At 70.8% G+C, this 23,221-nt stretch carries 19 protein-coding genes; 4 read left to right on the top strand and 15 right to left on the bottom strand.

All coding sequences use genetic code 11. The features are described from left to right. Positions 1-109: 109 nt before the first annotated feature. The 9 genes from aroB to ACWD10_RS29390 form a co-directional block, all read right to left on the bottom strand. Positions 110-1,207: a 3-dehydroquinate synthase gene (gene aroB / locus ACWD10_RS29430; protein ID WP_451096311.1), complete on the bottom strand. Its 1,098-nt coding sequence runs from the start codon at positions 1,205-1,207 to the stop codon at positions 110-112. Continuing rightward, positions 1,204-1,686, bottom strand: a complete 483-nt coding sequence (locus ACWD10_RS29425; protein WP_451096354.1) for a shikimate kinase — start codon at positions 1,684-1,686, stop codon at positions 1,204-1,206. The genes aroB and ACWD10_RS29425 overlap by 4 nt, the downstream gene beginning before the upstream one ends. A gap of 29 nt (positions 1,687-1,715) precedes the next feature. Next, complete coding sequence (gene aroC, locus ACWD10_RS29420) at positions 1,716-2,900, bottom strand: chorismate synthase (protein WP_451096309.1); 1,185 nt, start codon at positions 2,898-2,900, stop codon at positions 1,716-1,718. A gap of 149 nt (positions 2,901-3,049) precedes the next feature. Further along, positions 3,050-3,898: a shikimate dehydrogenase gene (locus ACWD10_RS29415; protein ID WP_451096307.1), complete on the bottom strand. Its 849-nt coding sequence runs from the start codon at positions 3,896-3,898 to the stop codon at positions 3,050-3,052. Continuing rightward, complete coding sequence (gene mltG / locus ACWD10_RS29410) at positions 3,895-5,568, bottom strand: endolytic transglycosylase MltG (protein WP_451096305.1); 1,674 nt, start codon at positions 5,566-5,568, stop codon at positions 3,895-3,897. Before mltG ends, ACWD10_RS29415 begins: the two co-directional genes overlap by 4 nt. Before the next feature lie 128 nt (positions 5,569-5,696). Then, the gene (gene ruvX, locus ACWD10_RS29405) at positions 5,697-6,215 is read right to left on the bottom strand and encodes a Holliday junction resolvase RuvX (RefSeq protein ID WP_451096303.1); all 519 of its coding nucleotides are present in this window, start codon (positions 6,213-6,215) and stop codon (positions 5,697-5,699) included. 19 nt (positions 6,216-6,234) lie between these two features. Beyond that, a complete protein-coding gene (gene alaS, locus ACWD10_RS29400) occupies positions 6,235-8,913 on the bottom strand; it encodes an alanine--tRNA ligase (protein WP_451096301.1) in 2,679 nt (892 codons plus the stop codon). Continuing rightward, positions 8,913-9,245, bottom strand: coding sequence for a DUF6167 family protein (locus ACWD10_RS29395; RefSeq protein ID WP_451096299.1), 333 nt, complete (start codon positions 9,243-9,245; stop codon positions 8,913-8,915). The genes alaS and ACWD10_RS29395 overlap by 1 nt, the downstream gene beginning before the upstream one ends. Before the next feature lie 7 nt (positions 9,246-9,252). Continuing rightward, positions 9,253-9,693, bottom strand: coding sequence for a DUF948 domain-containing protein (locus ACWD10_RS29390; protein ID WP_451096297.1), 441 nt, complete (start codon positions 9,691-9,693; stop codon positions 9,253-9,255). A 173-nt stretch (positions 9,694-9,866) separates the two neighbouring features. Between ACWD10_RS29390 and ACWD10_RS29385 the strand changes: the two genes are divergently transcribed. Beyond that, the gene (locus ACWD10_RS29385) at positions 9,867-12,047 is read left to right on the top strand and encodes an ATP-binding protein (protein WP_451096295.1); all 2,181 of its coding nucleotides are present in this window, start codon (positions 9,867-9,869) and stop codon (positions 12,045-12,047) included. A 244-nt stretch (positions 12,048-12,291) separates the two neighbouring features. Here the strand turns inward: ACWD10_RS29385 and rpsD are convergent, their stop codons facing one another. Beyond that, positions 12,292-12,906 carry a 30S ribosomal protein S4 gene (rpsD, locus tag ACWD10_RS29380; protein ID WP_451096293.1) on the bottom strand — a complete coding sequence of 205 codons (615 nt, stop codon included), beginning with the start codon at positions 12,904-12,906 and terminating at the stop codon, positions 12,292-12,294. Positions 12,907-13,099: 193 nt separating this feature from the next. Here rpsD and ACWD10_RS29375 point away from each other — a divergent pair, with 193 nt between their 5' ends. Further along, the gene (locus tag ACWD10_RS29375) at positions 13,100-13,780 is read left to right on the top strand and encodes a DUF2470 domain-containing protein (protein WP_451096291.1); all 681 of its coding nucleotides are present in this window, start codon (positions 13,100-13,102) and stop codon (positions 13,778-13,780) included. A 19-nt stretch (positions 13,781-13,799) separates the two neighbouring features. On the opposite strand, the gene ACWD10_RS29370 is transcribed toward ACWD10_RS29375, so the two are convergent. From ACWD10_RS29370 to ACWD10_RS29355, 4 genes are all read right to left on the bottom strand, one after another. Then, complete coding sequence (locus tag ACWD10_RS29370) at positions 13,800-15,170, bottom strand: replication-associated recombination protein A (RefSeq protein ID WP_451096289.1); 1,371 nt, start codon at positions 15,168-15,170, stop codon at positions 13,800-13,802. A 68-nt stretch (positions 15,171-15,238) separates the two neighbouring features. Beyond that, complete coding sequence (locus tag ACWD10_RS29365; protein ID WP_451096287.1) at positions 15,239-15,871, bottom strand: vitamin K epoxide reductase family protein; 633 nt, start codon at positions 15,869-15,871, stop codon at positions 15,239-15,241. A 146-nt stretch (positions 15,872-16,017) separates the two neighbouring features. Next, positions 16,018-17,280: a histidine--tRNA ligase gene (gene hisS, locus ACWD10_RS29360; protein ID WP_451096285.1), complete on the bottom strand. Its 1,263-nt coding sequence runs from the start codon at positions 17,278-17,280 to the stop codon at positions 16,018-16,020. 16 nt (positions 17,281-17,296) lie between these two features. Beyond that, positions 17,297-18,013 (bottom strand): MBL fold metallo-hydrolase, encoded by a 717-nt coding sequence (locus ACWD10_RS29355; RefSeq protein ID WP_451096283.1) that lies wholly within the window; start codon positions 18,011-18,013, stop codon positions 17,297-17,299. Positions 18,014-18,172: 159 nt separating this feature from the next. Here ACWD10_RS29355 and ACWD10_RS29350 point away from each other — a divergent pair, with 159 nt between their 5' ends. Both ACWD10_RS29350 and ACWD10_RS29345 read left to right on the top strand, forming a co-directional pair. Continuing rightward, positions 18,173-18,961 carry a peptidylprolyl isomerase gene (locus tag ACWD10_RS29350; RefSeq protein WP_451096281.1) on the top strand — a complete coding sequence of 263 codons (789 nt, stop codon included), beginning with the start codon at positions 18,173-18,175 and terminating at the stop codon, positions 18,959-18,961. 154 nt (positions 18,962-19,115) lie between these two features. After that, positions 19,116-20,348, top strand: coding sequence for a DUF349 domain-containing protein (locus ACWD10_RS29345; protein ID WP_451096279.1), 1,233 nt, complete (start codon positions 19,116-19,118; stop codon positions 20,346-20,348). Between the two features lie 80 nt (positions 20,349-20,428). Here ACWD10_RS29345 and ACWD10_RS29340 read toward each other — a convergent pair whose 3' ends face one another. Then, positions 20,429-23,107 (bottom strand): RelA/SpoT family protein, encoded by a 2,679-nt coding sequence (locus tag ACWD10_RS29340; RefSeq protein ID WP_451096276.1) that lies wholly within the window; start codon positions 23,105-23,107, stop codon positions 20,429-20,431. Positions 23,108-23,221: the final 114 nt, after the last annotated feature.

The raw sequence follows: 23,221 nt of genomic DNA, 5'->3' as shown, positions 1-23,221 counted from the left end.
GTTCCCTACCGAACGGTACCGTCCCCGGCCGCCGTTGTGTGAACGGCCGGGGACGGTCACAAGTGCCCGGTGTGGGGCGTGAGTTCGATCGGCACTCCGGCGACACGGCTCAGGAGGAGACCTCGCCGTACGCGGCGAGCAGGATCGCCGGGTCCGGGCCCTCCAGGACGGTCGGCTTGCCGAGGCCGTCGAGGACGATGAAGCGCAGCAGGTCGCCGCGGGACTTCTTGTCGATCTTCATGTTCTCGACGAGCTTGGGCCACTGGTCGCCGCGGTAGGTCAGCGGCAGCCCGACCGCCTCGAGGACGGTACGGTGCCGTTCAGCGGTAGCATCGTCCAAACGCCCGGCCAGGCGGCCGAGTTCGGCGGCGAACATCATGCCCACGCTGACGGCGGCGCCGTGGCGCCACTTGTAACGCTCGTTCTTCTCGATGGCGTGGCCGAGCGTGTGGCCGTAGTTGAGGATCTCCCTCAGGCCCGCTTCCTTGAGGTCGCTGGAGACCACGTCGGCCTTGACCCTGATGGACCGCTCGATCAGCTCGGCGGTGTGCGGCCCGGCCGGGGTGCGCGCCGCCTGCGGGTCGGCCTCGATCAGGTCGAGGATCACCGGGTCCGAGATGAACCCGGCCTTGATGACCTCCGCGAGCCCGGAGACGTAGTCGTTGACCGGCAGCGAGTCCAGCGCGGCCAGGTCGCACAGGACGCCCGCGGGCGGGTGGAAGGAGCCGACCAGGTTCTTGCCCTCGGCGGTGTTGATGCCGGTCTTGCCGCCCACGGCCGCGTCGACCATCGCGAGCACGGTCGTCGGTACGGCGATCCAACGCACCCCGCGCAGCCAGGTCGCCGCGACGAATCCGGCCAGGTCGGTGGTGGCGCCGCCGCCGACGCCCACGACGACGTCGGAGCGGGTGAAGCCGGACTGGCCGAGCGCCTTCCAGCAGTACGCCGCGACCTCGGCGGTCTTGGCCTCCTCGGCGTTGGGCACCTGGATGGCGACGGCCTCGAAGCCCTGCTCGGCCAGGTCGGCACGGAGCGCCTCACCGGTCTCGGCGAGCGCCTCGGGGTGGATGACCGCGACCCGCTTGGCTCCGCCGATGAGCGGGCCGAGTTCGCCGAGCAGCTGCCGCCCGACGAGCACCTCGTACGGGTCGGATCCGGCCGTGCCGCCGACCTGGATGCGCGTCACGTCGTTCTGCCCGGTGCTCATGGTTGCTTCAACTCCAGTGCGTCGAGGACCGCTTGGACGACCTCTTCGGGGGTGCGGCCGTCGGTGGGCACGACGGCGCGGGCGACTTCGGTGTAGAGGGAGCGGCGGGCCTCCATCAGCTCGCGCCACTGCTTGCGCGGGTTGATGGCGAGCAGGGGGCGGGCGACATTCAGGCCGGTGCGCCGGACCGCCTCCTCGACGTCCATCGAGAGATAGACGACGGGCAGGTCGGCGAGGAGCTCCCGGGTGCCCTCGTCGAGGACGGCGCCCCCGCCGAGCGCGAGCACACCCTCGTGCTCGGCGACGGCGGCCCGTACCGCCCGGCGCTCGAGCTCCCGGAAGTGCGGCTCACCGTCGTCGACGAAGATCTCCGCGATCTCCCGCCCCTCGGCGGCGACGATGTCGGCATCGGTGTCCCGGAAGGTGCAACCGAGCAGCTCGGCGAGGAGGGCGCCCACGGTGGACTTGCCCACGCCCATGGGCCCGACCAGAACGATCTGCGGGCCGCTCACCGGATCTGCAGGTGGTCGAGGTACGACTGGGCGTTGCGGCGGGTCTCGGCCACGCTGTCGCCGCCGAACTTCTCCGCCACCGCGTCCGCGAGGACCAGGGCCACCATCGCCTCGGCGACGATCCCGGCGGCCGGTACCGCGCACACGTCGGAGCGCTGGTGGTGCGCCTTGGCGGCCTCGCCGGTGGTCACGTCGATGGTGGCCAGGGCGCGCGGCACGGTCGCGATCGGCTTCATTGCGGCCCGTACGCGCAGGAGTTCCCCCGTGGTCAGACCGCCCTCGGTACCGCCGGAGCGGCCGGTGGTGCGGCGTACTCCCTCATCGGTGGCGACGATCTCGTCATGCGCCTTGGAGCCGGGCACCCGGGCGAGGTCGAAGCCGTCGCCGACCTCGACGCCCTTGATGGCCTGAATGCCCATCAGGGCGGCGGCGAGACGGGCGTCCAGGCGCCGGTCCCAGTGCACGTGCGAGCCCAGGCCCACCGGTACGCCGTACGCGAGGACCTCGACCACACCGCCCAGGGTGTCGCCGTCCTTGTGGGCCTGGTCGATCTCCGCGACCATCGCCTTCGACGCGTCCGCGTCCAGGCAGCGCACCGGGTCCGCGTCCAGCTTCTCCACATCGGAAGGCTTGGGGTAGACGCCGTACGGGGCCTTGGCGGCGGCCAGCTCGACGACGTGCGAGACGATCTCGATGCCGGCGGTCTCCTTCAGGTACGACCGCGCCACCGTGCCGAGCGCCACGCGGGCCGCCGTCTCACGGGCGCTCGCCCGCTCCAGGATGGGCCGCGCCTCGTCGAAGCCGTACTTCTGCATGCCCGCGAGGTCCGCGTGGCCGGGCCGCGGCCGGGTCAGCGGCGCGTTCCGGGCCAGCTCGGCGAGCTCGGCCTCGTCCACCGGGTCGGCGGCCATGACCTTGTCCCACTTCGGCCACTCGGTGTTGCCCACCATGACCGCGACCGGGGAACCGAGCGTGAGGCCGTGCCGGACGCCGCCCAGGAAGGTCACCTCGTCCTTCTCGAACTTCATCCGCGCACCACGGCCGTAGCCGAGGCGCCGCCGGGCCAGCGCGTCCGCCACCATCTCGGTGGTGATCGGCACGCCCGCGGGCAGCCCCTCCAGCGTCGCCACGAGTGCGGGACCGTGCGACTCCCCCGCGGTCAGCCAACGCAACCTGCTCAACGGTGCTCCTCCTGCTCGCGCCCTTTGGCTCTGCTGTGTGGCACGGCCGGGTGCGCGGCCCCATCGATGAGCCCGCCGCCCTGGCCCGCCTGCCTAGATCCTCCCACGTCCCGGGGCTCGTCCCGGCCGCCGGTCCAGCAGGCGGACGACTATGGGCAGTCCGTGGCGCGCGCGGCCAGCTCGCGCTCGCCCGCCTTGCGCATCGCGGCGAGCGGCGCCGGGGCGCGTCCGGTCATCTGCTCGACCTGCAGTACGGCCTGGTGCACCAGGAGGTCGAGGCCGCTGACCACGGCGCCGCCGCACATCGACCAGCGGGCGGCGAGCTGCGTCGGCCACGGGTCGTACAGAACGTCGAAGAGCGTGCCGGGACGCTCGGGCACGGCGTGGACCAGGGCGTCGGTGGTCCCGGCCGGGGTCGTCGCGATCACGAGGGGCGCCTCGAACGCGACCGCCGCGTCCGCCCAGTCGGCAGTGCGCACCGGCACGTCGAGCCGCCGCCCCCACTCGGTCATCTCCGCGGCGCGGGCCTCGCTGCGGACGTACGCCACGACCTCGCCGGTGCAGATCCGGGCCAGGGCGGCGAGCGCGGACGACGCGGTGGCGCCCGCGCCGAGGATCGCGGCGGAGGAGACCTCCTCGACACCTCGCTCACGCAGCGCGGCAACGATGCCGGGAATGTCGGTGTTGTCGCCGTAGCTCCGCCCGTCCTCGCCGAACACCACGGTGTTCACCGCCTCGACGGACGACGCGGTCTCGCTGACCTCGTCGAGCAGCGGCAGCACGGCCCGCTTCAGCGGCATGGTCAGGGAGAGCCCCGCCCACTCGGGCCCGAGCCCGCCGACGAAGCCGGGCAGCGCCGCCTCGTCGACCTCGTAGCGGTCGTAGGACCAGTCGTCCAGGCCGAGTTCGGCGTACGCGGCGCGGTGCAGCACCGGCGACAGGGAGTGGGCGATCGGCGAGCCGAGCACGGCGGCCCGGTGCTTGGTGGTGCGGCTCATTGCTCGGTCTCTTGCTTCTCTTGCTTCTCCAGCGCTTCCTGGTACTTCTCGCGGTTCCGGTTGTGCTCCTCGTTGGTCTCCGCGAAAAGGGTGGTGTCCGAGTTGATCGAGACGAAGTAGTACCACTTGCCCTTGGCCGGGTGGAACGAGGCCTTGAGCGCCTCGGCGCCGGGGTTGCTGATCGGTCCGGGCGGCAGGCCCTTTATCTTGTACGTGTTGTACGGGTCGTCGATCCGACGCAGCTCGTCGACGGAGCCGGTGGCCAACTCGGAGCGGCCGCGCAGGTAGTTGACCGTGGAGTCGAAGTCGAGCAGGCCGTACGTCTCGGTGTTGTCCGGCTTGAGGCGGTTGTAGACGACCCGGGCGACCTTCTCGAAGTCGTGCTTGTACTTGCCCTCTTTCTGGACGAGGCTCGCGACCGTGACCAGTTCGAGCGGGTCGTCGAGGTTCAGCTTCTCGGCCTTGCCCTCCAGGTCGTAGCTCTCGTACGCGGCGGCGGCCGCCGCGACCATCTTCTTGAGTACGTCGCCGGGGTCCTGGCCCTTGGCGACCGGGTAGGTGGTGGGGGCGAGGAAGCCCTCGAGCGGGTCCTTGACGTCCCGGTGCTCGTTCTTCGCCCAGTCGGGCAGGCCGAGCTCCCGCCAGTGCTCCTTCGCGTACTTCTGCGTGGTGCCCTTGTCCAGTTCCAGGCGCTTGTCGATCTCCTCGTAGACCTGGATGTTGCGCACGCCCGGAATGACCACGAGGTTGTTGCGGCTCTTCGGGTCCAGCATCAGGTCGACGGCGGCCTCGCCGGACATTCGTTTCTTCAGCGTGTACACACCGGCCTGGATGGTCAGGCCCTTGGGGTGCTCGCTCTGCGCGCTGACGAACGCGGCGGCGCTCTTGACGACGCCCGCCTGCTCGAGCTTGGCGCCGATCTCGTTGCCCCCGGCGCCCGTGGGGATCTCGACCGTCACCTTCCCGGTGCCCGCGCCGCTGTAGTCCTCGGCCGCGCCGAACTTGTCCTGGAAGAACTGGTAACCGAAGTAGCCGACACCACCGACGCCGCCCGCGAAGACCAGGGCCACGACCAGACAGGCACAGCCGCTGCGCCGCTTCTTGCCGCCGCGGCCGCCCCGGCCGCGGCGCTCGCGACGGGAGCGCCGCGGGTTGTCGTCACGGTCGTCGTATCCGTCGTCCTCGTCGTCACCGCCCGCGAAGAAGGCGTGCTCCCGGTCGTTCGGGCCCGGGTCCCAGTCGGTCTCGCCACCGGGGTCCCAGTCGTGGTGCTGCTCGGGTACCGCATCGCGCCGCCCGGGGGGCTGCGGCGGCGGGTAGGCCCCGGGGGTGTCATAGGGGTCGGGGCGCTCGCCGCCGTAGCCGGACGGTCCGGTGCCGTACGGGTCGTGGGCCGCGCCGCCGTAGGGGTCGGCCCCGTAGGCCGCCGCCTGGTGGCCGGTGTCCCAGCCACCGTTGAAGTCGTGCTGGGAATAGTCCTGCTGGGGATAGCCGCCCTGCTGCCCGCCTCCGTACTGCTGCTGCGGCTGGGGCTGCTGCGGGTAGTACTGCTGGCCGCCGTAGGGAGCGCTGCCGGCGTCGGCCTGCTGTCCTCCCCATCCCTGGTCCCCGTACAACGGGTCATCGGGATGCCACGGTTCGGAGCCTTGGCCCCGGCCATACTCAGTCATCGATCCCCTACGTGCCGCGAGGCGGCGGCCGCCGGGTAAGGGTGCCGCGGCGGCCGATGGAGCCTCTTCTGCTTGTGCGGTGACTGTTCGAACGCCACCGCATCGCGCGGAACGTTACCGTATCGCGATCACATGACCACTTCGACGCCCTCGCCCGGGGCTTTACCTGACGCCCGTTCGGACTCCAGTGCGTTCTGGAGGATGATGACGGCGGCCGCCTGGTCGATGACGGAGCGGCCCTTCTTGGATTTCACGCCGGAGGCGCGGAGCCCCTGGCTCGCGGTCACCGTGGTCATCCGCTCGTCCACCAGGCGCACCGGGACCGGCGCGATGCCGCGGGCGAGCTCCTGCGCGAAGGCGCGCACCTTGGCCGCGGCCGGTCCCTCGCCGCCGCTGAGGGAGCGGGGCAGGCCGACCACGACCTCGATCGGCTCGTACTCCTCGACGATCGCCTTGAGCCGCCGGTGGGCGGCCGGGACGTCACGCCCCGGCACGGTCTCCACCGGTGTCGCGAGGATCCCGTCGGGGTCGCACGAGGCGACCCCGATCCGGGCGTCCCCGACGTCGATCGCGATCCGCCGACCGCGGCGAAGGCCCGGGGTGCCCGAAGTGTCCGTGCTGCCCGGGGCGTCGCTCACGTCGTTCACGTCGCTCGCTCCTCAGGCCTCAGGCCGTCTCGGCGACGAGGCGTTCGACGGCGGCCGCGGCGTCGTTGATGGCGTCGGGGTTCTGGCCGCCGCCCTGGGCGACGTCCGGCTTGCCGCCACCGCCGCCGCCGAGGGTCTTGGCGGCGGTACGGACCAGGTCGCCAGCCTTCAGGCCGCGCTCGCGGGCGGCCTCATTGGTGGCGATGACCGTCAGCGGCTTGCCGTTGACCGTGGTGAACAGGGCGACCACGGCGGGGCGGTCGCCCGGGATGCGGCCGCGTACGTCGAGGACCAGCTTGCGCAGGTCGTCGGCGCCGGTGCCGTCCGGCACCTGGCCGGTGACCACGGCGACGCCGTGCACGTCCTTGGCGCCCTGGGCGAGACCCGCGGCGGCCTGGAGGACCTTCTCGGCGCGGAACTTCTCGATCTCCTTCTCGGCGTCCTTGAGCTTGCCGAGCATCGCGGAGACCTTCTCCGGCAGCTCCTCCGGGCGGCCCTTGATCAGCTCCTGGAGCTGCGCGACGACCGTGTGCTCCTTGGCGAGGAAGCCGTACGCGTCCACGCCGACCAGGGCCTCGATCCGGCGTACGCCCGAACCGATCGACGATTCGCCGAGCAGCTTCACCAGGCCGAGCTGGGCGGTGTTGTGCACATGCGTGCCGCCGCACAGCTCCTTGGAGAAGTCGCCGATGGTCACGACGCGGACGCGCTCGCCGTACTTCTCGCCGAACTCGGCGATGGCGCCCTGCTTCTTGGCCTCGTCGATGCTCATCACCTCGGCCTGGACGTCGAGTTCGCGGGCCAGGACCTCGTTGATCTTCTGCTCGACGTCCGTCATCACCGTCGTCGGTACGGCCGACGGCGAGCCGAAGTCGAAGCGGAACCGGCCGGGCTGGTTCTCCGAACCGGCCTGCGCGGCCGTCGGGCCGAGCGCGTCCCGCAGCGCCTGGTGCGTGAGGTGCGTGGCCGAGTGGGCGCGGGCGATGGCGCGGCGGCGCTGCACGTCGATGACGGCGTGGCCCTTGGCGCCGAGGGTGACCTCGCCGACCTGGACCGTGCCCTTGTGGACGTACACGCCGGGAACCGGCTTCTGGCAGTCGCGGATCTCGATCACCGCGCCGTTGTCCAGCTTAATGCGGCCGGAGTCACCGATCTGACCACCGCCCTCGGCATAGAACGGGGTGCGGTCCAGGACGATCTCGACCTCGTCGCCCTCGGTTGCCGCGGGTGACGAGGCGCCGCCCACGAGGATGCCGACGACGGTCGACTCGCCCTCCGTGGAGGTGTAGCCGATGAAGTTGGTGGCGCCCGCGGAGTCGGCGATCTCGCGGTAGGCGCCGAGGTCCGCGTGGCCGGTCTTCTTGGCCTGGGCGTCGGCCTTGGCGCGGTCGCGCTGCTCCTTCATCAGGCGCCGGAAACCGGTCTCGTCCACGGACAGGCCCTGCTCGGCGGCCATCTCCAGGGTGAGGTCGATCGGGAAGCCCCAGGTGTCGTGGAGCAGGAAGGCCTGGTCGCCCGGCAGGACCGTGGAGCCCTTGGCCTTGGTCTCGGTGACCGCAGTGTCGAGGATGTTGGTACCGGCCTTCAGGGTCTTGAGGAAGGCGGTCTCCTCGGCGAGGGCGACGGTTTCGATCCGCTTGCGGTCGGTGATCAGCTCCGGGTACTGCTGGCCCATCGTGTTGATGACCACGTCAAGGAGCTCGGCCACGACCGGGCCGGTGGCGCCCAGGATGCGCATGTTCCGGATGGCCCGGCGCATGATGCGGCGCAGCACGTAGCCGCGGCCCTCGTTGCCGGGCGTCACGCCGTCGCCGATCAGCATCGTGGAGGTGCGCAGGTGGTCGGCGACCACGCGGAGCGAGACGTCGCTGTCGCTGCTCTCACCGTGCCCGCCGTACTCGACACCCGTCAGCTCGCTGGCCTTGTCGATGACGACGCGCAGGGTGTCCGTCTCGTACATGTTCTGCACGCCCTGCAGAATCATCGCGAGCCGCTCGAGGCCGAGACCGGTGTCGATGTTCTTGCTCGGCAGGTCACCGAGGATCTCGAAGTCCTCCTTGGAGGTGCCCTCGCCGCGCTCGTACTGCATGAAGACCAGGTTCCAGATCTCCACGTACCGCTCGTCGTTGACGGCCGGGCCGCCCTCGACGCCGAACTCCGGACCACGGTCGTAGTTGATCTCGGAGCAGGGGCCGCACGGGCCGGGCACGCCCATGGACCAGAAGTTCTCCGCCTTGCCCAGGCGCTGGATGCGCTCGGCCGGGACGCCGACGACGTCCCGCCAGATCCGCTCGGCCTCGTCGTCGTCGAGGTAGACCGTGATCCACAGGCGCTCCGGGTCGAGCCCGTAGCCGCCCGCGTCCTGGGGCGTGGTCAGCAGCTCCCAGGCGTACTTGATGGCGCCTTCCTTGAAGTAGTCGCCGAAGGAGAAGTTCCCGCACATCTGGAAGAAGGTGCCGTGCCGGGTGGTCTTGCCGACCTCCTCGATGTCCGGCGTCCGCACGCACTTCTGCACGCTGGTGGCGCGCGGCGCGGGCGGCTTGACCTCGCCCAGGAAGTACGGCTTGAACGGGACCATGCCCGCGTTGATGAGGAGCAGCGTCGGGTCGTCTGCAATCAGCGACGCCGACGGCACGACCTTGTGCCCACGCTCTTCGAAGAAGCGCAGCCAGCGGCGGCGGATTTCAGCCGACTCCATCAGTGGTCCTCATTCCGGTTGTACGAGTACTTCGTGTTGTTGCGGTTCTCCAGCGCCACCACGCGTCGCTGCGCCGGGAGTTCGGGCGTCGTCTCGGAGTGCTCGGGGGCGTGCAGCCCCAGGGCGTCGCCGAGTTCGGCCTCGCGCTGGACCATGCCGTCGCGGACGTCGAGGGCGAAGTCCTTGAGGCGGTGCCCGGCGTCGATGGCCTTGTTCGCGGCCTGTGCCGCGAGGCTCTCCGGGGTCAGCTGCTTGAGCTTCCGGTTGACCTTGGTGGTGGCCCACACGCCGGCGGCCGCGCCCGCGGTGAACCAGAACGTACGGCGGAACATTGCAGCGTCAGCCCCTCTGGTTCCTCTTGTTCCGCTTCCCCCGGCGCGGCGTGGGCAGGCTACGGCCCACGATCACGGTACGGCGCGAGGGTTCGGGCGGCACATCCTTGCGGCCGATGGCCCGGCGCACGCCGTAGCCGAAGGCCGCGACCTTGACCAGCGGGCCGCCGAACGTCGAGGCCACCGTGGTGGAGAGCGCCGAGGCGTTGGAGGTGACCTCCTGGACGTCCGTGGCTATGGCGTCGACCCGGTCGAGCTGGGTCTGCGCGGAGCGGACCGTCGCGGACGCGTCGGCGAGCAGCGGGACGGCCTGTTCGGTCACGTCCGCCACCAGCTTGGTGGTCGCCTTGAGCGTCTGGGCCAGCCTCACCAGGGCCACGGCGAGGAAGGAGACCAGGATCGCCCAGAAGACGGCCACCAGGATCCCGGCCACCTCTCCACCGGTCACGCTGCACCGCTCTCTGCTCTCGGGGCTCATCGAAGGTCGTGGTCGACTCGAAAGTCGTGCATCCGACCCTATCGCGCCTGGCCTCGGGCTCCGTACCGGATTATCCGTAGGTGCGGCTCGAGTTGGCCGGTGCGATTGTACGGAGTGCACCCGGAACAGTACGCTCCGTGCCGATGCGAAGCTCACCGTGCCCCGACGAGGGCGGCCCGGCCGGCATTCTTCCCGCGGAGCTCAACTCCTTCGTGGGCCGGACTGCAGAACTCGACGAGCTCGCGGGGCTCCTGGCTCAGGCCCGCCTGGTGACCGTGGCGGGCGCGGGCGGCGTGGGCAAGAGCAGACTCGCGCTGCGCGCGGCGGCCTCGGCGCGGCCCTCGTACCCGGACGGCGTCTGGCTGGTCGAGCTGTCCTCCGTACCGGACCCGGAACTGCTCGAGTACGCCCTCGTGGAGGCCCTGGGCCTGACCGACCACACCGGACGGCCGCCGCGCCGCGTGCTCCTCGACCAGCTCGACGAGCGCCAACTCCTGCTCGTACTCGACGGGTTCGAGCACCTTGTGGACGCCTGCGCGGATCTCGTACGGGAGCTGCTCTGCCGGTGCCGCGGGGTGCGGGTGCTCGCCACCGGGCGCCGTCCACTCGACGTCGACGGCGAGCGGCTGTTCCGGCTCGCGCCGCTGCCGTCCGAGGAGGCGGCGGCGCTCTTCGCCGAGCGAGCGTCCGGGATCCTGCCCGGCTTCACGCTCGGCGACGGCCACCGGGACACGGTCCTGGAGCTGTGCCGACGCCTGGACGGCATTCCGCTCGCCGTGGAGCTGGCCGCGGGCCGTCTTGGCACGCTGTCCCCGGTGCAGCTGCTCGCCCGGATCGGCGACCGCTTCCGGCTGCTCACCGGCGGGCGGCGCGGGGCCCTGCCGCGGCACCGGACGCTGCGCACCGCCATCGGCTGGAGCCATGAGTTGTGCACGCCCGAGGAGCGGCTCTTGTGGGCGCGGCTCACGGTGTTCTCCGGGCAGTTCGACCTGGAGGCGGCCGAATACGTCTGCGGCGGGCACGGGCTGCTCGCCGACCAGGTTCTCGATGTGCTCGGTGAACTGCTCGCGCAGTCCGTCGTCGTACGCGAGGAGTCGGCCGCCGGGGTGCGCTACCGGATGCTCGACACGGTCCGGGCGTACGGCGCCGAGTGGCTGGGGGCGACCGGTGACGGGGAGCGGGTGCGGCGGCGGCACCGCGACTGGTTCCTGGGCCTGGCCACCTGGTGCGAGCTGGACTGGTACTCGCCGCGGCAGGCCGAGGTGGCCGCCCGGATCGACTGCGAGCTGCCCAATCTGCGCGGCGCCCTGGAGTACTGCCTGACCGAGCCGGGCGAGGCGTATCTGGGGCAGCTGCTCGCGGGCACCCTGTGGTTCTACTGGGTCGGCTGCGGGCGGCTCTCGGAGGGGCGGCACTGGCTGGACCGGGGCGTGGCCCTGGACGACGGCCCCGGCGACTCCCGCCTCAAGGCGCTGTGGGTGCTCGGCTATGTGGCGATTCTCCAGGGCGACACGGTCGCGGCGCTGGCGGCCCTGACGGAGTGCCGGGAGGCGGCCGAGCGTACGGGCAACGCCACGGCGGTCGCGTACGCCGTGCACCGCACCGGCTGTCTCGCCCTGGTCTCGGACGACATGCCGCGGGCCGAGCGGCTGTTCCGCGAGGCCCTCGCGCGCTACCGCGACGTCGGCGAGCTGAACAGCAACGTCCTGATGGGACAGGTCGAGTTGGCGCTGACGCTCGCGTTCCAGGGAGATCTGGCGGCGGCTCTCGAGCTGTGCGAGGAGGTGCACGAGATCTGTGTGGAGCGCGGCGAGCGCTGGACCCGCGCCTATGCCCTGTACGTCCTGGCGTACGCGGCGTGGACGCGCGGCGAGCACGGCAGGGCCCGGGAGTTGCTCGGCGAGTGCATCACGATCAACCACACCTTCCACGACCTGGTCGGCCTGGTCCTGGCGATCGAGCTGCTCGCCCTGGTGACGGCGAGCGAGGGCGACGGGGCCGAGGCCGCGCTGCTTCAGGGCGCGGCCGAGCCGGTGTGGGACTCGGTGGGCCTGAGGGTGTTCGGCTCGGACCACTTCGGGGTGCCGCGGGCGCTCTGCCGAAAGCGGGCGACGGAGCTGCTCGGCGAGGAGCGGTACCGCGGCCACGTACGCCGGGGCGGTGCGCTGACCCTGGACGCGGCCGTGGCCCGCGCGCTAGGTCCTGCCGCCGAACTCCCGTCGTCGCCCGAAGGGCGGGCCCGCCGGGGGCACCTCCCGCTCGAGCGAAGCCGAGAGTGGGGGAGTCTGGTGCGGCGATCGCCAGGCACCGGAAGGCCCTCGTAGCGGCGCTACGTGGGTCTTCCGGTAACGCAGCGAGCGTGCGTGCCAGGCGTCGCGGGGCAGGCGGGAGTTCGGCGGCAGGGGCTGGCCCCGCCGGGCTCCCGCACCGCGGCCCCGGAGCCGCCCGCGGCCGCCGAGCGGGGACGGCTCCCGGGCACGCGAAAGCCCGCCGACTCCCCCACCGGAAACGGCGGGAAGGCGGCGGGCCGACGCTGAGGCTACGCCTGGATCGACTCGGGGAGCCGGATCAGCGGGCGTAGTACTCGACGACGAGCTGCTCGTCGCAGATGACCGGGATTTCCTTGCGGTTCGGGTCACGGTCCAGGCGGAAGGCCAGGGCCTTCAGGTTCACCTGGAGGTAGCGCGGGGTCTCGCCCTCGGTGTCGTAGCCACCCTCACGCGCGACCTGGAAGGGGTGCTTCTCGCGGCTGCGCTCGCGGACCATGACGACGTCGTCGGGACGGACGCGGAAGGACGGCTTGTCGACCTTCTTGCCGTTCACCTCGATGTGGCCGTGCACGACCATCTGACGGGCCTGGTAGATGGTGCGGGCGATGCCCGAACGCAGGACCAGGGCGTCGAGGCGGCGCTCGAGCTCGATGATCAGGGCCTCACCGGTCTTGCCCTGCACCTTGCTGGCGCGCTCGTAGGCGCGGACCAGCTGACGCTCGGAAACGTCGTACTGCGCGCGCAGACGCTGCTTCTCGAGCAGACGGACCTTGTAGTCCGAGTTCTGCTTGCGGCCACGACCGTGCTCGCCCGGCGGGTACGGGCGGGCCTCGAAGTACTTCACGGCCTTCGGCGTCAGGGCAATGCCGAGCGCACGAGACTTCTTGACCTTGGGACGCGACTGGTTAGGCACGTTCTCCAGACCTCCATCAATAGGTTAGGTTAGGCTCACCTTAGTTCGAGGAGATCGCATGTCTCGCCGTGGGAACACCAGTCACGTCACGGACAGCACAGAGAACACCGACGCCGACTCGAGGGGCATCGATATGACGGAGGTCCGATCAGATCGTGGTCAGCCGCGTCCCAGCGGACTAGAAATCGTCCGGTTGCCGTCAGCAGCCGAACGCACACGAACTCTCGTACAGAGTACATGCTCGGGAGTACTGCTCGTACCGGGGCTTGATGCCGCACGGCCCGAGCAGCTCATGGCCGACGAGCGGAGCGTGGGCCCGGACGGGGACGTCTTCCTGGTCTTTCCCGCGGACTCCCCCGCGGTACGGGCCGCCACCCACGCCCAGGACGACGAGCTCTCCGCCGTGCTCGAGATCACCGACGTCGCGCCGGTCGCCGTGCCCAACCGTATCCGCGGCCGCGGCTGGCTCTCCGGCTGGCTGACCCACGTCCCGGGCATGGCCGAGCCGGGCCGGATGATGCTGCGCCTCGAAGTGGGCGAGGCGTCGATCGACGACCTGTGGGGCGCCGAGAGCGTGGCACCCGAGGACTTCGCGCGGGCCGCGGCCGACCCGCTCGCCTGCTACGAGGCCGAGCTCCTTCAGCATCTGCACGCCGCGCACAGCGACCAGGTGCAGCTGCTCGCCGCGCTCCTCGGCGAGCGGGCGTTCGTGCCGGGCCGGGCGGTGCCGGTGGCGCTCGACCGGTTCGGGCTCCGGGTGCGCTTCACCGGGGAGCGGTGCTTCGACGCGCGCTTCGACTTTCCCGAGCCGGTACGGGATGTGAACGGCCTGCGCCGCGCCATGCACCGGCTCTTCGAGGCAGCCTCTGCGTGAGTCGGCGCCGGTCCGCCGGTCAGGTCTGCGGGGGCGTCTCGCGGTCGCCGCGCAGCCGCTCCCGGACCCGGTCGGCCACATCGGCGTACCGGGCCTCCGCGCCGTACCGCGTCGGGCTGTAGTACTGCTTGCCGTGGATGGCGTCCGGGGCGTACTGCTGGGCCGCGATGCCGCCGGGCACGTCGTGCGGATAGACGTAGCCCTGGGCGTGGCCGAGTTTGGCGGCGCCCTTGTAGTGGCCGTCGCGCAGGTGCGGGGGCACGGGGCCCGCCAGGCCGCCGCGTACGTCCTCCAGGGCGGCGCCTATCGCGGTCGTCGCGGAGTTGGACTTGGGGGCCAGGGCGAGGGCGATGGTGGCGTGGCTCAGGGTGAGCGCCGCCTCCGGGAAGCCGATCATGGCGACCGCCTGGGCGGCGGCGACCGCGGTCGGCAGCGCCGTCGGGTCCGCGAGGCCGATGTCCTCGCTCGCCGAGATCATCAGGCGCCGGGCGATGAACCGGGGGTCCTCTCCGGCCTCGATCATCCGGGCCAGATAGTGCAGCGCCGCGTCCACGTCCGAGCCGCGGATGGACTTGATCAGGGCGCTCGCCACGTCATAGTGCTGGTCGCCGTCCCGGTCGTACTTGACCGCCGCGCGGTTGACCGACTCCTCCAGGGTCTCCAGGGTGATCTGCTGCTCGCCCTTGGCGAGGGCCGAGCCCGCGCCCGCTTCCAGGGCGGTGAGAGCGCGCCGGGCGTCGCCACCGGCGATCCGGAGCAGATGCGCCTCGGCTTCGGCCGGCAGCTCCACCGCGCCGTTCAGACCGCGCTCCTCGGCGAGGGCGCGCTGGAGCAGGCCCTTGAGGTCGTCGTCCGTGAGCGGTTCGAGGGTGAGGAGCAGGGAGCGGGACAGGAGCGGGGAGATCACCGAGAAGTACGGGTTCTCGGTGGTCGCGGCGATCAGCGTCACCCAGCGGTTCTCCACGGCGGGCAGCAGGGAGTCCTGCTGGGCCTTGCTGAAGCGGTGGATCTCGTCCAGGAAGAGGACGGTCTCCTTGCCGAAGCCGCCGGTCGCGCGGCGGGCGCCGTCGATGACCGCGCGGACCTCCTTGACACCCGCGGTGATCGCGGAGAGCTCCACGAAGCGCTTGTTCGTCGCCTTGGAGACGACGTACGCCAGGGTCGTCTTGCCGATGCCGGGCGGCCCCCAGAGGATCACCGAGGAGGGCCCCGCCGGGCCCGAACCGCCCTCGCCGACGAGCCGACGCAGCGGCGAGCCCTGCTTCAACAGGTGCTGCTGGCCCACGACTTCATCCAGAGTGCGCGGGCGCATACGGACGGCAAGGGGACTGCTCGCCGGGTCCTTCTCCTGACGGTCCTCGGCTGCGGCGGTAAACAGGTCGGGCTCCACGTCCAAGACCCTATGTCACGCCACTGACAACGCTCCCGGCCCGGCTCCAGGGCCCCGGGACCCGCAGGTCAGCTGGTCCAGAAGTCCCACCAGCGGGTCAGGATCAGCATCCCGATGATCCCGATGTGCAGCACCGGAAGGACCCAGGTGAACTCGTCGAAGAAGCCGCGCAGCCACCCCGGCGCCGCGAGCAGTCCGTTGCGGACGTTGTGCGAGGTGACGTACCAGAACATCAGGATCGTGGCGACCCAGGCCAGCGAGCACCACAGGCAGAGCGCGCCGATGTTGTACAGGGACTGGTACATCAGCCAGGTGCAGAAGCCGACGCCGAAGAGCATCCCGGCGTTCATGGTCAGCCAGTACCAGCGCGGGAAGCGGGCCCCGGCGAGCAGGCTCATACCGACGCCGATCACGATCCCGTAGGTGACCAGGCCCAGCATCGGGTTCGGGAACCCGAAGGCGGACGCCTGCTCGCTCTGCATGATGTTCCCGCAGGACACCACCGGGTTGAGGCTGCAGCCCGGCTTGAAGTCCGGGTCCTCGAGGAGCTTGAACTTGTCGAGCGTGATGACCCAGGAGGCGAGCAGCCCCGCGGCACCCGTGATCACCAGGAGCAGCGCGAGACCACGCCCCCCGCCGACCCGCCTCGTTCCGGACTCCTGCCCCTCGGCGGGCGCGCCGTGCACCGCTGTCGTCGTCATGTCGCCGTTCCATCGCTCCGTAGCTGCAGGACACGGCCATTGTGCCGCACCATCCTGTGAACGCGGGCGGGGCCGGGCGATCGGCCGCCCGGCCCCGCTCCCACGTGCGACAGATCAAGCCAGTCGATGACGCAGGCGTTCGACGATCACGCCGGTCGCCGCGTCAGGCGTTCGACGATCGCGTCGAGCGCGACCGGCTCCTGCTCTCCGGACTCCATGTCCTTCAGCTGCACCAGGCCCTCGGCCAGGTCGCGCTCCCCGGCCACGATCGCGTACGCGGCGCCGCTGCGGTTCGCCGCCTTCATGGACGCCTTCAGGCCCTTGCCGCCGTACGCGAAGTCCGCGGCGACGCCCGCCTTGCGCAGCTCGGTGACCACGCCGAACAGGATCCGGCGCGCCTCCTCTCCGAGGGGCACCGCGAACACGCTGGTGGTGGACGGGAGTTGGAGCTCCACGCCCTCGGCCTCCAGGGCGAGCACCGTACGGTCCACGCCGAGGGCCCAGCCGACGGACGGCAGGGACGGGCCGCCGATCATCTCGGACAGGCCGTCGTAGCGGCCGCCGCCGCCGACCGCGGACTGGGAGCCGAGGCCGTCGTGCACGAACTCGAAGGTGGTGCGGGTGTAGTAGTCGAGGCCGCGGACCAGCTTCTCGTCGTCCTCGTACCCGACCCCGGCCGCGGTGAGCAGTTCGCGGACCTGCTCGTGGTAGGCCTTGCACGCGTCGCACAGGTAGTCGCGCAGGCTCGGGGCGCCCACGAGCTGCTTCTGCACCTCGGGCCGCTTGTCGTCGAGCACCCGCAGCGGGTTGATCTCGATCCGGCGGCGGGTGTCCTCGTCGAGGACGAGGCCACGCATGAAGTCCTGGAGGGCGGCCCGGTAGACGGGGCGGCACTCCTTGTCGCCCAGGGAGTTGAGCAGGATGCGGAACTGGCGCAGGCCGAGCGAGCGGTACGCCTGGTCGGCCAGGATGATCAACTCGGCGTCCAGGGCCGGGTCTTCGGCACCGATCGCCTCGGCGCCGACCTGCGAGAAGTGGCGGTAGCGGCCCTTCTGCGGCTTCTCGTAGCGGTAGTACGAGCCCGAGTACCAGAGCTTGACCGGCAGGTTGCCCTGCTTGTGCAGGTTGGCCTCGAGGGCGGCGCGCAGCACGGAGGCGGTGCCCTCGGGGCGCAGGGCGAGCCTGTCGCCGCCCTTGGTCTCGAAGGCGTACATCTCCTTCGTGACGATGTCGGTGGACTCGCCGACGCCGCGCGAGAACAGCTCGACGTTCTCGAAGCCGGGCGTCTCGATGTAGCCGTAGCCGGAGTTCTTCAGCGGCGCCGCGATGGCCTCGCGTACGGCGAGGTACTGCGCGGAGTCCGGCGGAAGCAGGTCGTACGTGCCCTTGGGGGCCTGGAAAGTACTCACGGGAAGAAGTCTCTCGTCACATTCCTCGTCGGGGGGCGCTCGGTGCGCTGTCCCCGGGCCGGCTCGCCGCCACCTGCCGCAGATACGGGTTGGTGGCGCGCTCCTGGCCGATGGTCGTCTGGGGGCCATGTCCGGACAGGACCACGGTCGAGTCGTCGAGCGGCAGGCACACGCGGGCCAGCGAGTCGACCATCTCGTCCATGTCACCGCCGGGCAGGTCGGTACGTCCGATGGAGCCGGCGAAGAGCAGGTCACCGGCGAAGAAGATCGGCGGGATGTCCGCCGCTTCCGGCATCCCGAACGTCACCGACCCCTTGGTATGGCCCGGGGCATGGGCGACGGAGAACTCCAGACCAGCGAGACGCAGCGTCGCACCGTCGGTCAGCTCCTCGACGTCGTCCGGCTCCCCCACGGTCAGCTCGCCCATGAGCGGCATGCCGATGGAGCGGCCGATGCCCTTCTCGGGGTCGCTCATCATGTACCGGTCGGCGGGGTGGATCCACGCGGGTACGTCGTGCGCTCCGCACACCGGGACGACCGAGGCGACGTGGTCGATGTGGCCATGGGTGAGAACGACCGCGACGGGCTTGAGCCGATGCTTCTTGAGCGCTTCCTCGACGCCCTCGGCGGCCTGGTGGCCCGGGTCGATGATCACGCACTCCTCACCCGCGGCCGGGGCGACCAGATAACAGTTGGTCCCCCAGGCCCCGGCGGGGAACCCGGCAATGAGCACGTTCGTCCTTAATTCTGGTCCGGCGGGAGATCGCGGCAGCTCAGCGACCGCAGAACGCAGCCTACCGGCGCTGCTCGCCGCACAGGTAACCCATATACGGTACGGGGCACGTTCCACGCAGGCGGACCAGATCCCTAGACGTTACGAGGAGTAGACCCGGTGGTCAGCAACGATCAGCGGCGGCGGCAGCTCGCCCGGGAGAAGTTCGCGCGGCAGCAGGCCCGGCGCGAATCGGCACGCCGCAAGGCGAAGCAGCGCAACGCGGTGATCGCGAGCTCGCTCGCCGTAGTGCTCTTCGCAGGCGTGGCGGTCGCGGCGACCAGCGGCTTCTACGGTGATGACGAGAGCAAGAAGGGCAAGGTGCCGAGCGACGCCGCGTCGCCCACCCCGACAGAGAAGCCCGAGCCGAAGATGGCCATCGACAAGAAGGCCACGTACACGATGGACATGAAGACCGACCGGGGTGACATGGCCATCGCGATGGACGCGGCCAAGACCCCGCACACGGTCAACTCGTTCAAGTACCTCGCGGACAAGGGCTTCTTCGACGGCACCAAGTGCCACCGCCTTGTCACGGAGGGCATTCACGTCCTGCAGTGCGGCGACCCGGAGGGCACCGGGATGGGCGGTCCCGGTTACACGATCCCGGACGAGAACCTGAAGGGCCTCGGCAAGCCGGGCAAGGACGGCACGGTGACGTACAAGGCGGGCACGGTCGCGATGGCCAACACCGGGCAGCCCGACTCCGGCGGCAGCCAGTTCTTCCTCGTCTTCAAGAACTCCAAGCTGCCGCCGTCGTACACCCCGGTCGGCACGCTCGACGACGCGGGTCTCAAGGCGGTCGAGAAGATCGCCGAGGACGGCGTCGGCAAGGGCGGTCAGGGGCCGAGCGACGGGCCGCCGAAGAAGCCTGTGAAGGTCGAGAAGGTAACCGTGAAGAAGGACTGATTACGTCTGATTCGGGGGCCCCGGATGCGGACAGCCGCCCTGCTCGTCGCCTATGTTGGCGTTGTGCAGGGCACCGTATGCGGTGGCCTTGAAGAAACTGTGGACGATGCCCCGGGACCCCAACCCCGAGCAGGCATCAGGTGGAGGAGGCGCTGTGAGCAGCGACCCGTGGGGCCGCGTCGACGAGACGGGCACCGTGTACGTGCGTACGGCCGACGGAGGCGAGCGAGTCGTCGGTTCGTGGCAGGCAGGCTCCCCCGAGGAGGCCCTGGCCTACTTCAAGCGCAAGTACGACGGCCTGGTGGTCGAGATCGGGCTCCTCGAGCGCCGGGTGCAGACGACCGATCTGTCGACCAAGGACGCCATGACCGCGATCGAGCACCTGCGCGAGCAGGTCACCGATGCGCACGCGGTCGGCGATCTCGATGCCCTCGGCAAGCGTCTGGACAAGCTCGTGGAAGCCGTCGAGGCGCGGCGCGAGGAGCGCAAGGCCCAGAAGGCCAAGCAGACCGACGAGGCCCGGCACGCCAAGGAAGCCCTGGTCGCCGAGGCCGAGGAGCTGGCGCAGAGCGAGCAGTGGCGCGCCGCGGGCGAGCGCCTGCGCGCCCTGGTGGACACGTGGAAGGGGCTGCCGCGACTCGACCGCAAGTCGGACGACGAGCTGTGGCACCGCTTCTCGCACGCCCGGTCGGCGTTCTCCAAGCGCCGCAAGGCGCACTTCGCCGCGCTCGACGCGCAGCGCGAGGAGGCCCGTAAGACCAAGGAGCGCCTGGTCGCGGAGGCGGAGTCGCTGTCCAACTCCACGGACTGGGGTCCGACGGCGGCGCGCTACCGCGAGCTGATGTCCGAGTGGAAGGCCGCGGGCCGCGCCCAGCGCGAGCACGAGGACGACCTGTGGAACCGCTTCCGCGGCGCCCAGGACATCTTCTTCACGGCGCGCAGCTCGGTGTTCGCCGAGCGGGACGCCGAGCAGGCGGAGAACCTGAAGCTCAAGGAGGCGCTCGCCGACGAGGCCGAGCAGCTCCTGCCGGTGACCGATCTGAAGGCGGCCCGCGCCGCGTTCCGCGGCATCAATGAGCGCTGGGAGGCCATCGGCCACGTCCCGCGGGACGCGCGGCCGAAGGTCGAGGGCCGGATGCACGCGGTGGAGCGCGCCATCCAGGAGGCCGAGGAGGCCGAGTGGCGGCGCACGAACCCGGAGGCACGCGCGCGTGCCGAGGGGCTCACGGGCCAGCTTCAGGACGCGGTCGACAAGCTCAAGAAGCAGGTCGAGGCGGCCCGCGCGGCGGGCAACAACGCCAAGGCGGACAAGCTCCAGCGGGAGCTTGACGGTCGGCAGGCGCTGCTCGACCAGGCGCTTAAGGGCCTGGAGGAGTTCGGCGGCTAAACCCGGCGTTACATAAGGAGGGGCTCCCGTACGCGGCGTACGGGAGCCCTCCTCTTGTAGAGACGAAAAACCGCCGTCGGCTACGGCCTGCGGGCCGACGTCACCCGGTACACGTCGTACACGCCCTCAACTCCCCTGACGGCCTTGAGGACATGGCCGAGGTGCTTGGGGTCGCCCATCTCGAAGGTGAAGCGCGAGGTGGCGACCCGGTCGCGGGAGGTCTGCACGGCCGCCGACAGGATGTTGACGTGCTGGTCGGACAGGACGCGCGTGACGTCCGAGAGGAGCCGGGAGCGGTCCAGGGCCTCGACCTGGATGGCGACCAGGAAGACCGAGGACTGGGTGGGCGCCCACTCGACCTCGAGGATCCGCTCGGGCTGCTGCGACAGCGAGTCGACGTTGACGCAGTCGGCGCGGTGCACCGAGACGCCGCTGCCGCGCGTGACGAAGCCGATGATGGGGTCGCCGGGCACGGGCGTGCAGCAGCGGGCCAGCTTGACCCACACGTCCTCGACGCCCTTGACCATGACGCCCGGGTCCGCGTTCGCGCGGCGCTTGCTGCGGCCGCGCACCGGGGCCGCGGTCTCGGCGATGTCCTCGCCCGCCGCGTCCTCGCCGCCGAGGGCCTGGACGAGCTTCTGCACCACGTTCTGCGCGGACACATGGCCCTCGCCGATCGCCGCGTACAGCGAGGAGATGTCCGGGTAGCGCATCTCGTGGGCGAGCGTGACGAGCGAGTCGCCGGTGAGGATGCGCTGGATCGGCAGGTTCTGCTTGCGCATCGCGCGGACGATGTGGTCCTTGCCCTGCTCGATCGCCTCGTCCCGGCGCTCCTTGGAGAACCAGGCCCGGATCTTGTTGCGCGCCCGGGGCGACTTGACGAAGCCCAGCCAGTCGCGGGAGGGGCCCGCACCGGCCGCCTTGGAGGTGAAGACCTCCACCAAGTCGCCGTTGTCCAGGGTCGATTCGAGCGGTACGAGCCGCCCGTTGACCCGGGCTCCTATGGTGCGGTGGCCGACCTCGGTGTGCACGGCGTACGCGAAGTCGACGGGTGTGGCACCGGCCGGGAGCGCTATGACGTCGCCCTTGGGCGTGAAGACGAAGACCTCGTTGCGGGAGAGGTCGAAGCGGAGCGACTCCAGGAACTCGCTGGGGTCCTCGGTCTCCTTCTGCCAGTCGAGGAGCTGCCGCAGCCACGCCATGTCGTTGATGGCGGCTGCGTCCTTGCCGGCCTTCCCGGCCGGCTTGGGAACGTCCGTACGGATCTTGGAAGCGCCCGCGACGGCTTCCTGCTTGTACTTCCAGTGCGCGGCGATGCCGTACTCGGCCCGTCGGTGCATGTCGAACGTACGGATCTGGAGCTCAACGGGCTTGCCGTTGGGGCCGATCACCGTGGTGTGCAGCGACTGGTACATGTTGAACTTGGGCATCGCGATGTAGTCCTTGAACCGCCCCGGAACCGGGTTCCAGCGGGCGTGGACGGTGCCCAGGGCCGCGTAGCAGTCGCGGACCGTGTCGACGAGGACGCGGATGCCCACCAGGTCGTAGATCTCCGCGAAGTCCCGGCCGCGGACGATCATCTTCTGGTAGACGCTGTAGTAGTGCTTCGGTCGGCCGGTGACGGTGGCCTTGATGCGGGCGCCGCGCAGGTCCGACTGGACCTCGTCGGTCACTATGGCCAGGTACTCGTCGCGCTTGGGGGCCCGCTCCGCGACGAGCCGCACGATCTCGTCGTACATCTTGGGGTAGAGGATCGCGAAGGCGAGGTCCTCCAGCTCCCACTTGATGGTGTTCATGCCCAGGCGGTGGGCGAGCGGCGCGTAGATCTCGAGGGTCTCGCGGGCCTTCTGTTCCTGCTTGTTGCGCTTCAGGTAGCGCATGGTGCGCATGTTGTGCAGTCGGTCGGCGAGCTTGATGACCAGGACGCGGGGGTCCTTGGCCATGGCGACGACCATCTTGCGCACGGTCTCGGCCTGCGCGGCCTCGCCGAACTTGACCTTGTCCAGCTTGGTGACGCCGTCCACGAGCAGCGCGACCTGGTCGCCGAAGTCACGGCGCAGGGTGTCCAGGCCGTACTCGGTGTCCTCGACGGTGTCGTGCAGCAGGCCCGCCATCAGCGTCGCCGGGTCCATGCCGAGCTCGGCGAGGATGGTGGTCACCGCGAGCGGGTGCGTGATGTACGGGTCACCGCTCTTGCGCTTCTGGCCGCGGTGCCAGCGCTCGGCGACCTGGTAGGCGCGCTCGATCTGGCGGAGCGTGGCGGTCTCGATCTTCGGGTCATTGCTGCGCACGATCCGAAGCAGCGGTTCGAGGACCGGGTTGTACGGGTTGGAGCGCTGCACCCCGAGGCGCGCGAGCCGGGCACGCACCCGGTTCGAGGAGCCACCGGAGCGCGCGGGCTGCCCGGTCGGGTGCGGGCGCATCGGCGGCGCGGGGGTGCCGGAGGACGCCGGAGTGCCGGTGCGACCACCGGTCGCCGGTGCCGGGGACGCAGGAGGTGCCGGGGATGCGGGAGATGCCGGGGGCGCAGGAGGTGCCGGGGGCGCAGGAGGTGCCGGGGACGCCGCTGAGGCCGGCCCGGGCTTGGGGCGGGGCTTTTCGGCCGCCTTGCCGTTCTGCTCCGGCTTGGCCTGGTCCCCCTTCGGGGCCTCGGCCCGCTTGCCGTCTGCGGGCGTGGCGGCGCGCGCCGTGGCCTGCTCGGCCCGCTGGTCGGGCTCGGACTGGGCGGCGGCGAGTGGCTGACGGGCCTCGTCTGGCAAGAGTGCTCCTCATGCAGGTTCCGGCCCCCCGTTCAAGGTCCGGACTGCCATGGTATCTAGCCACGGGCCTCTGCTCGCGGCCGACCGTGGAGCCGGTCCCCTGGGGGGCAAGGC

This window comes from Streptomyces sp. NPDC002851, from assembly GCF_053591935.1.
This window is presented reverse-complemented; position numbering and strand designations above follow the sequence as displayed.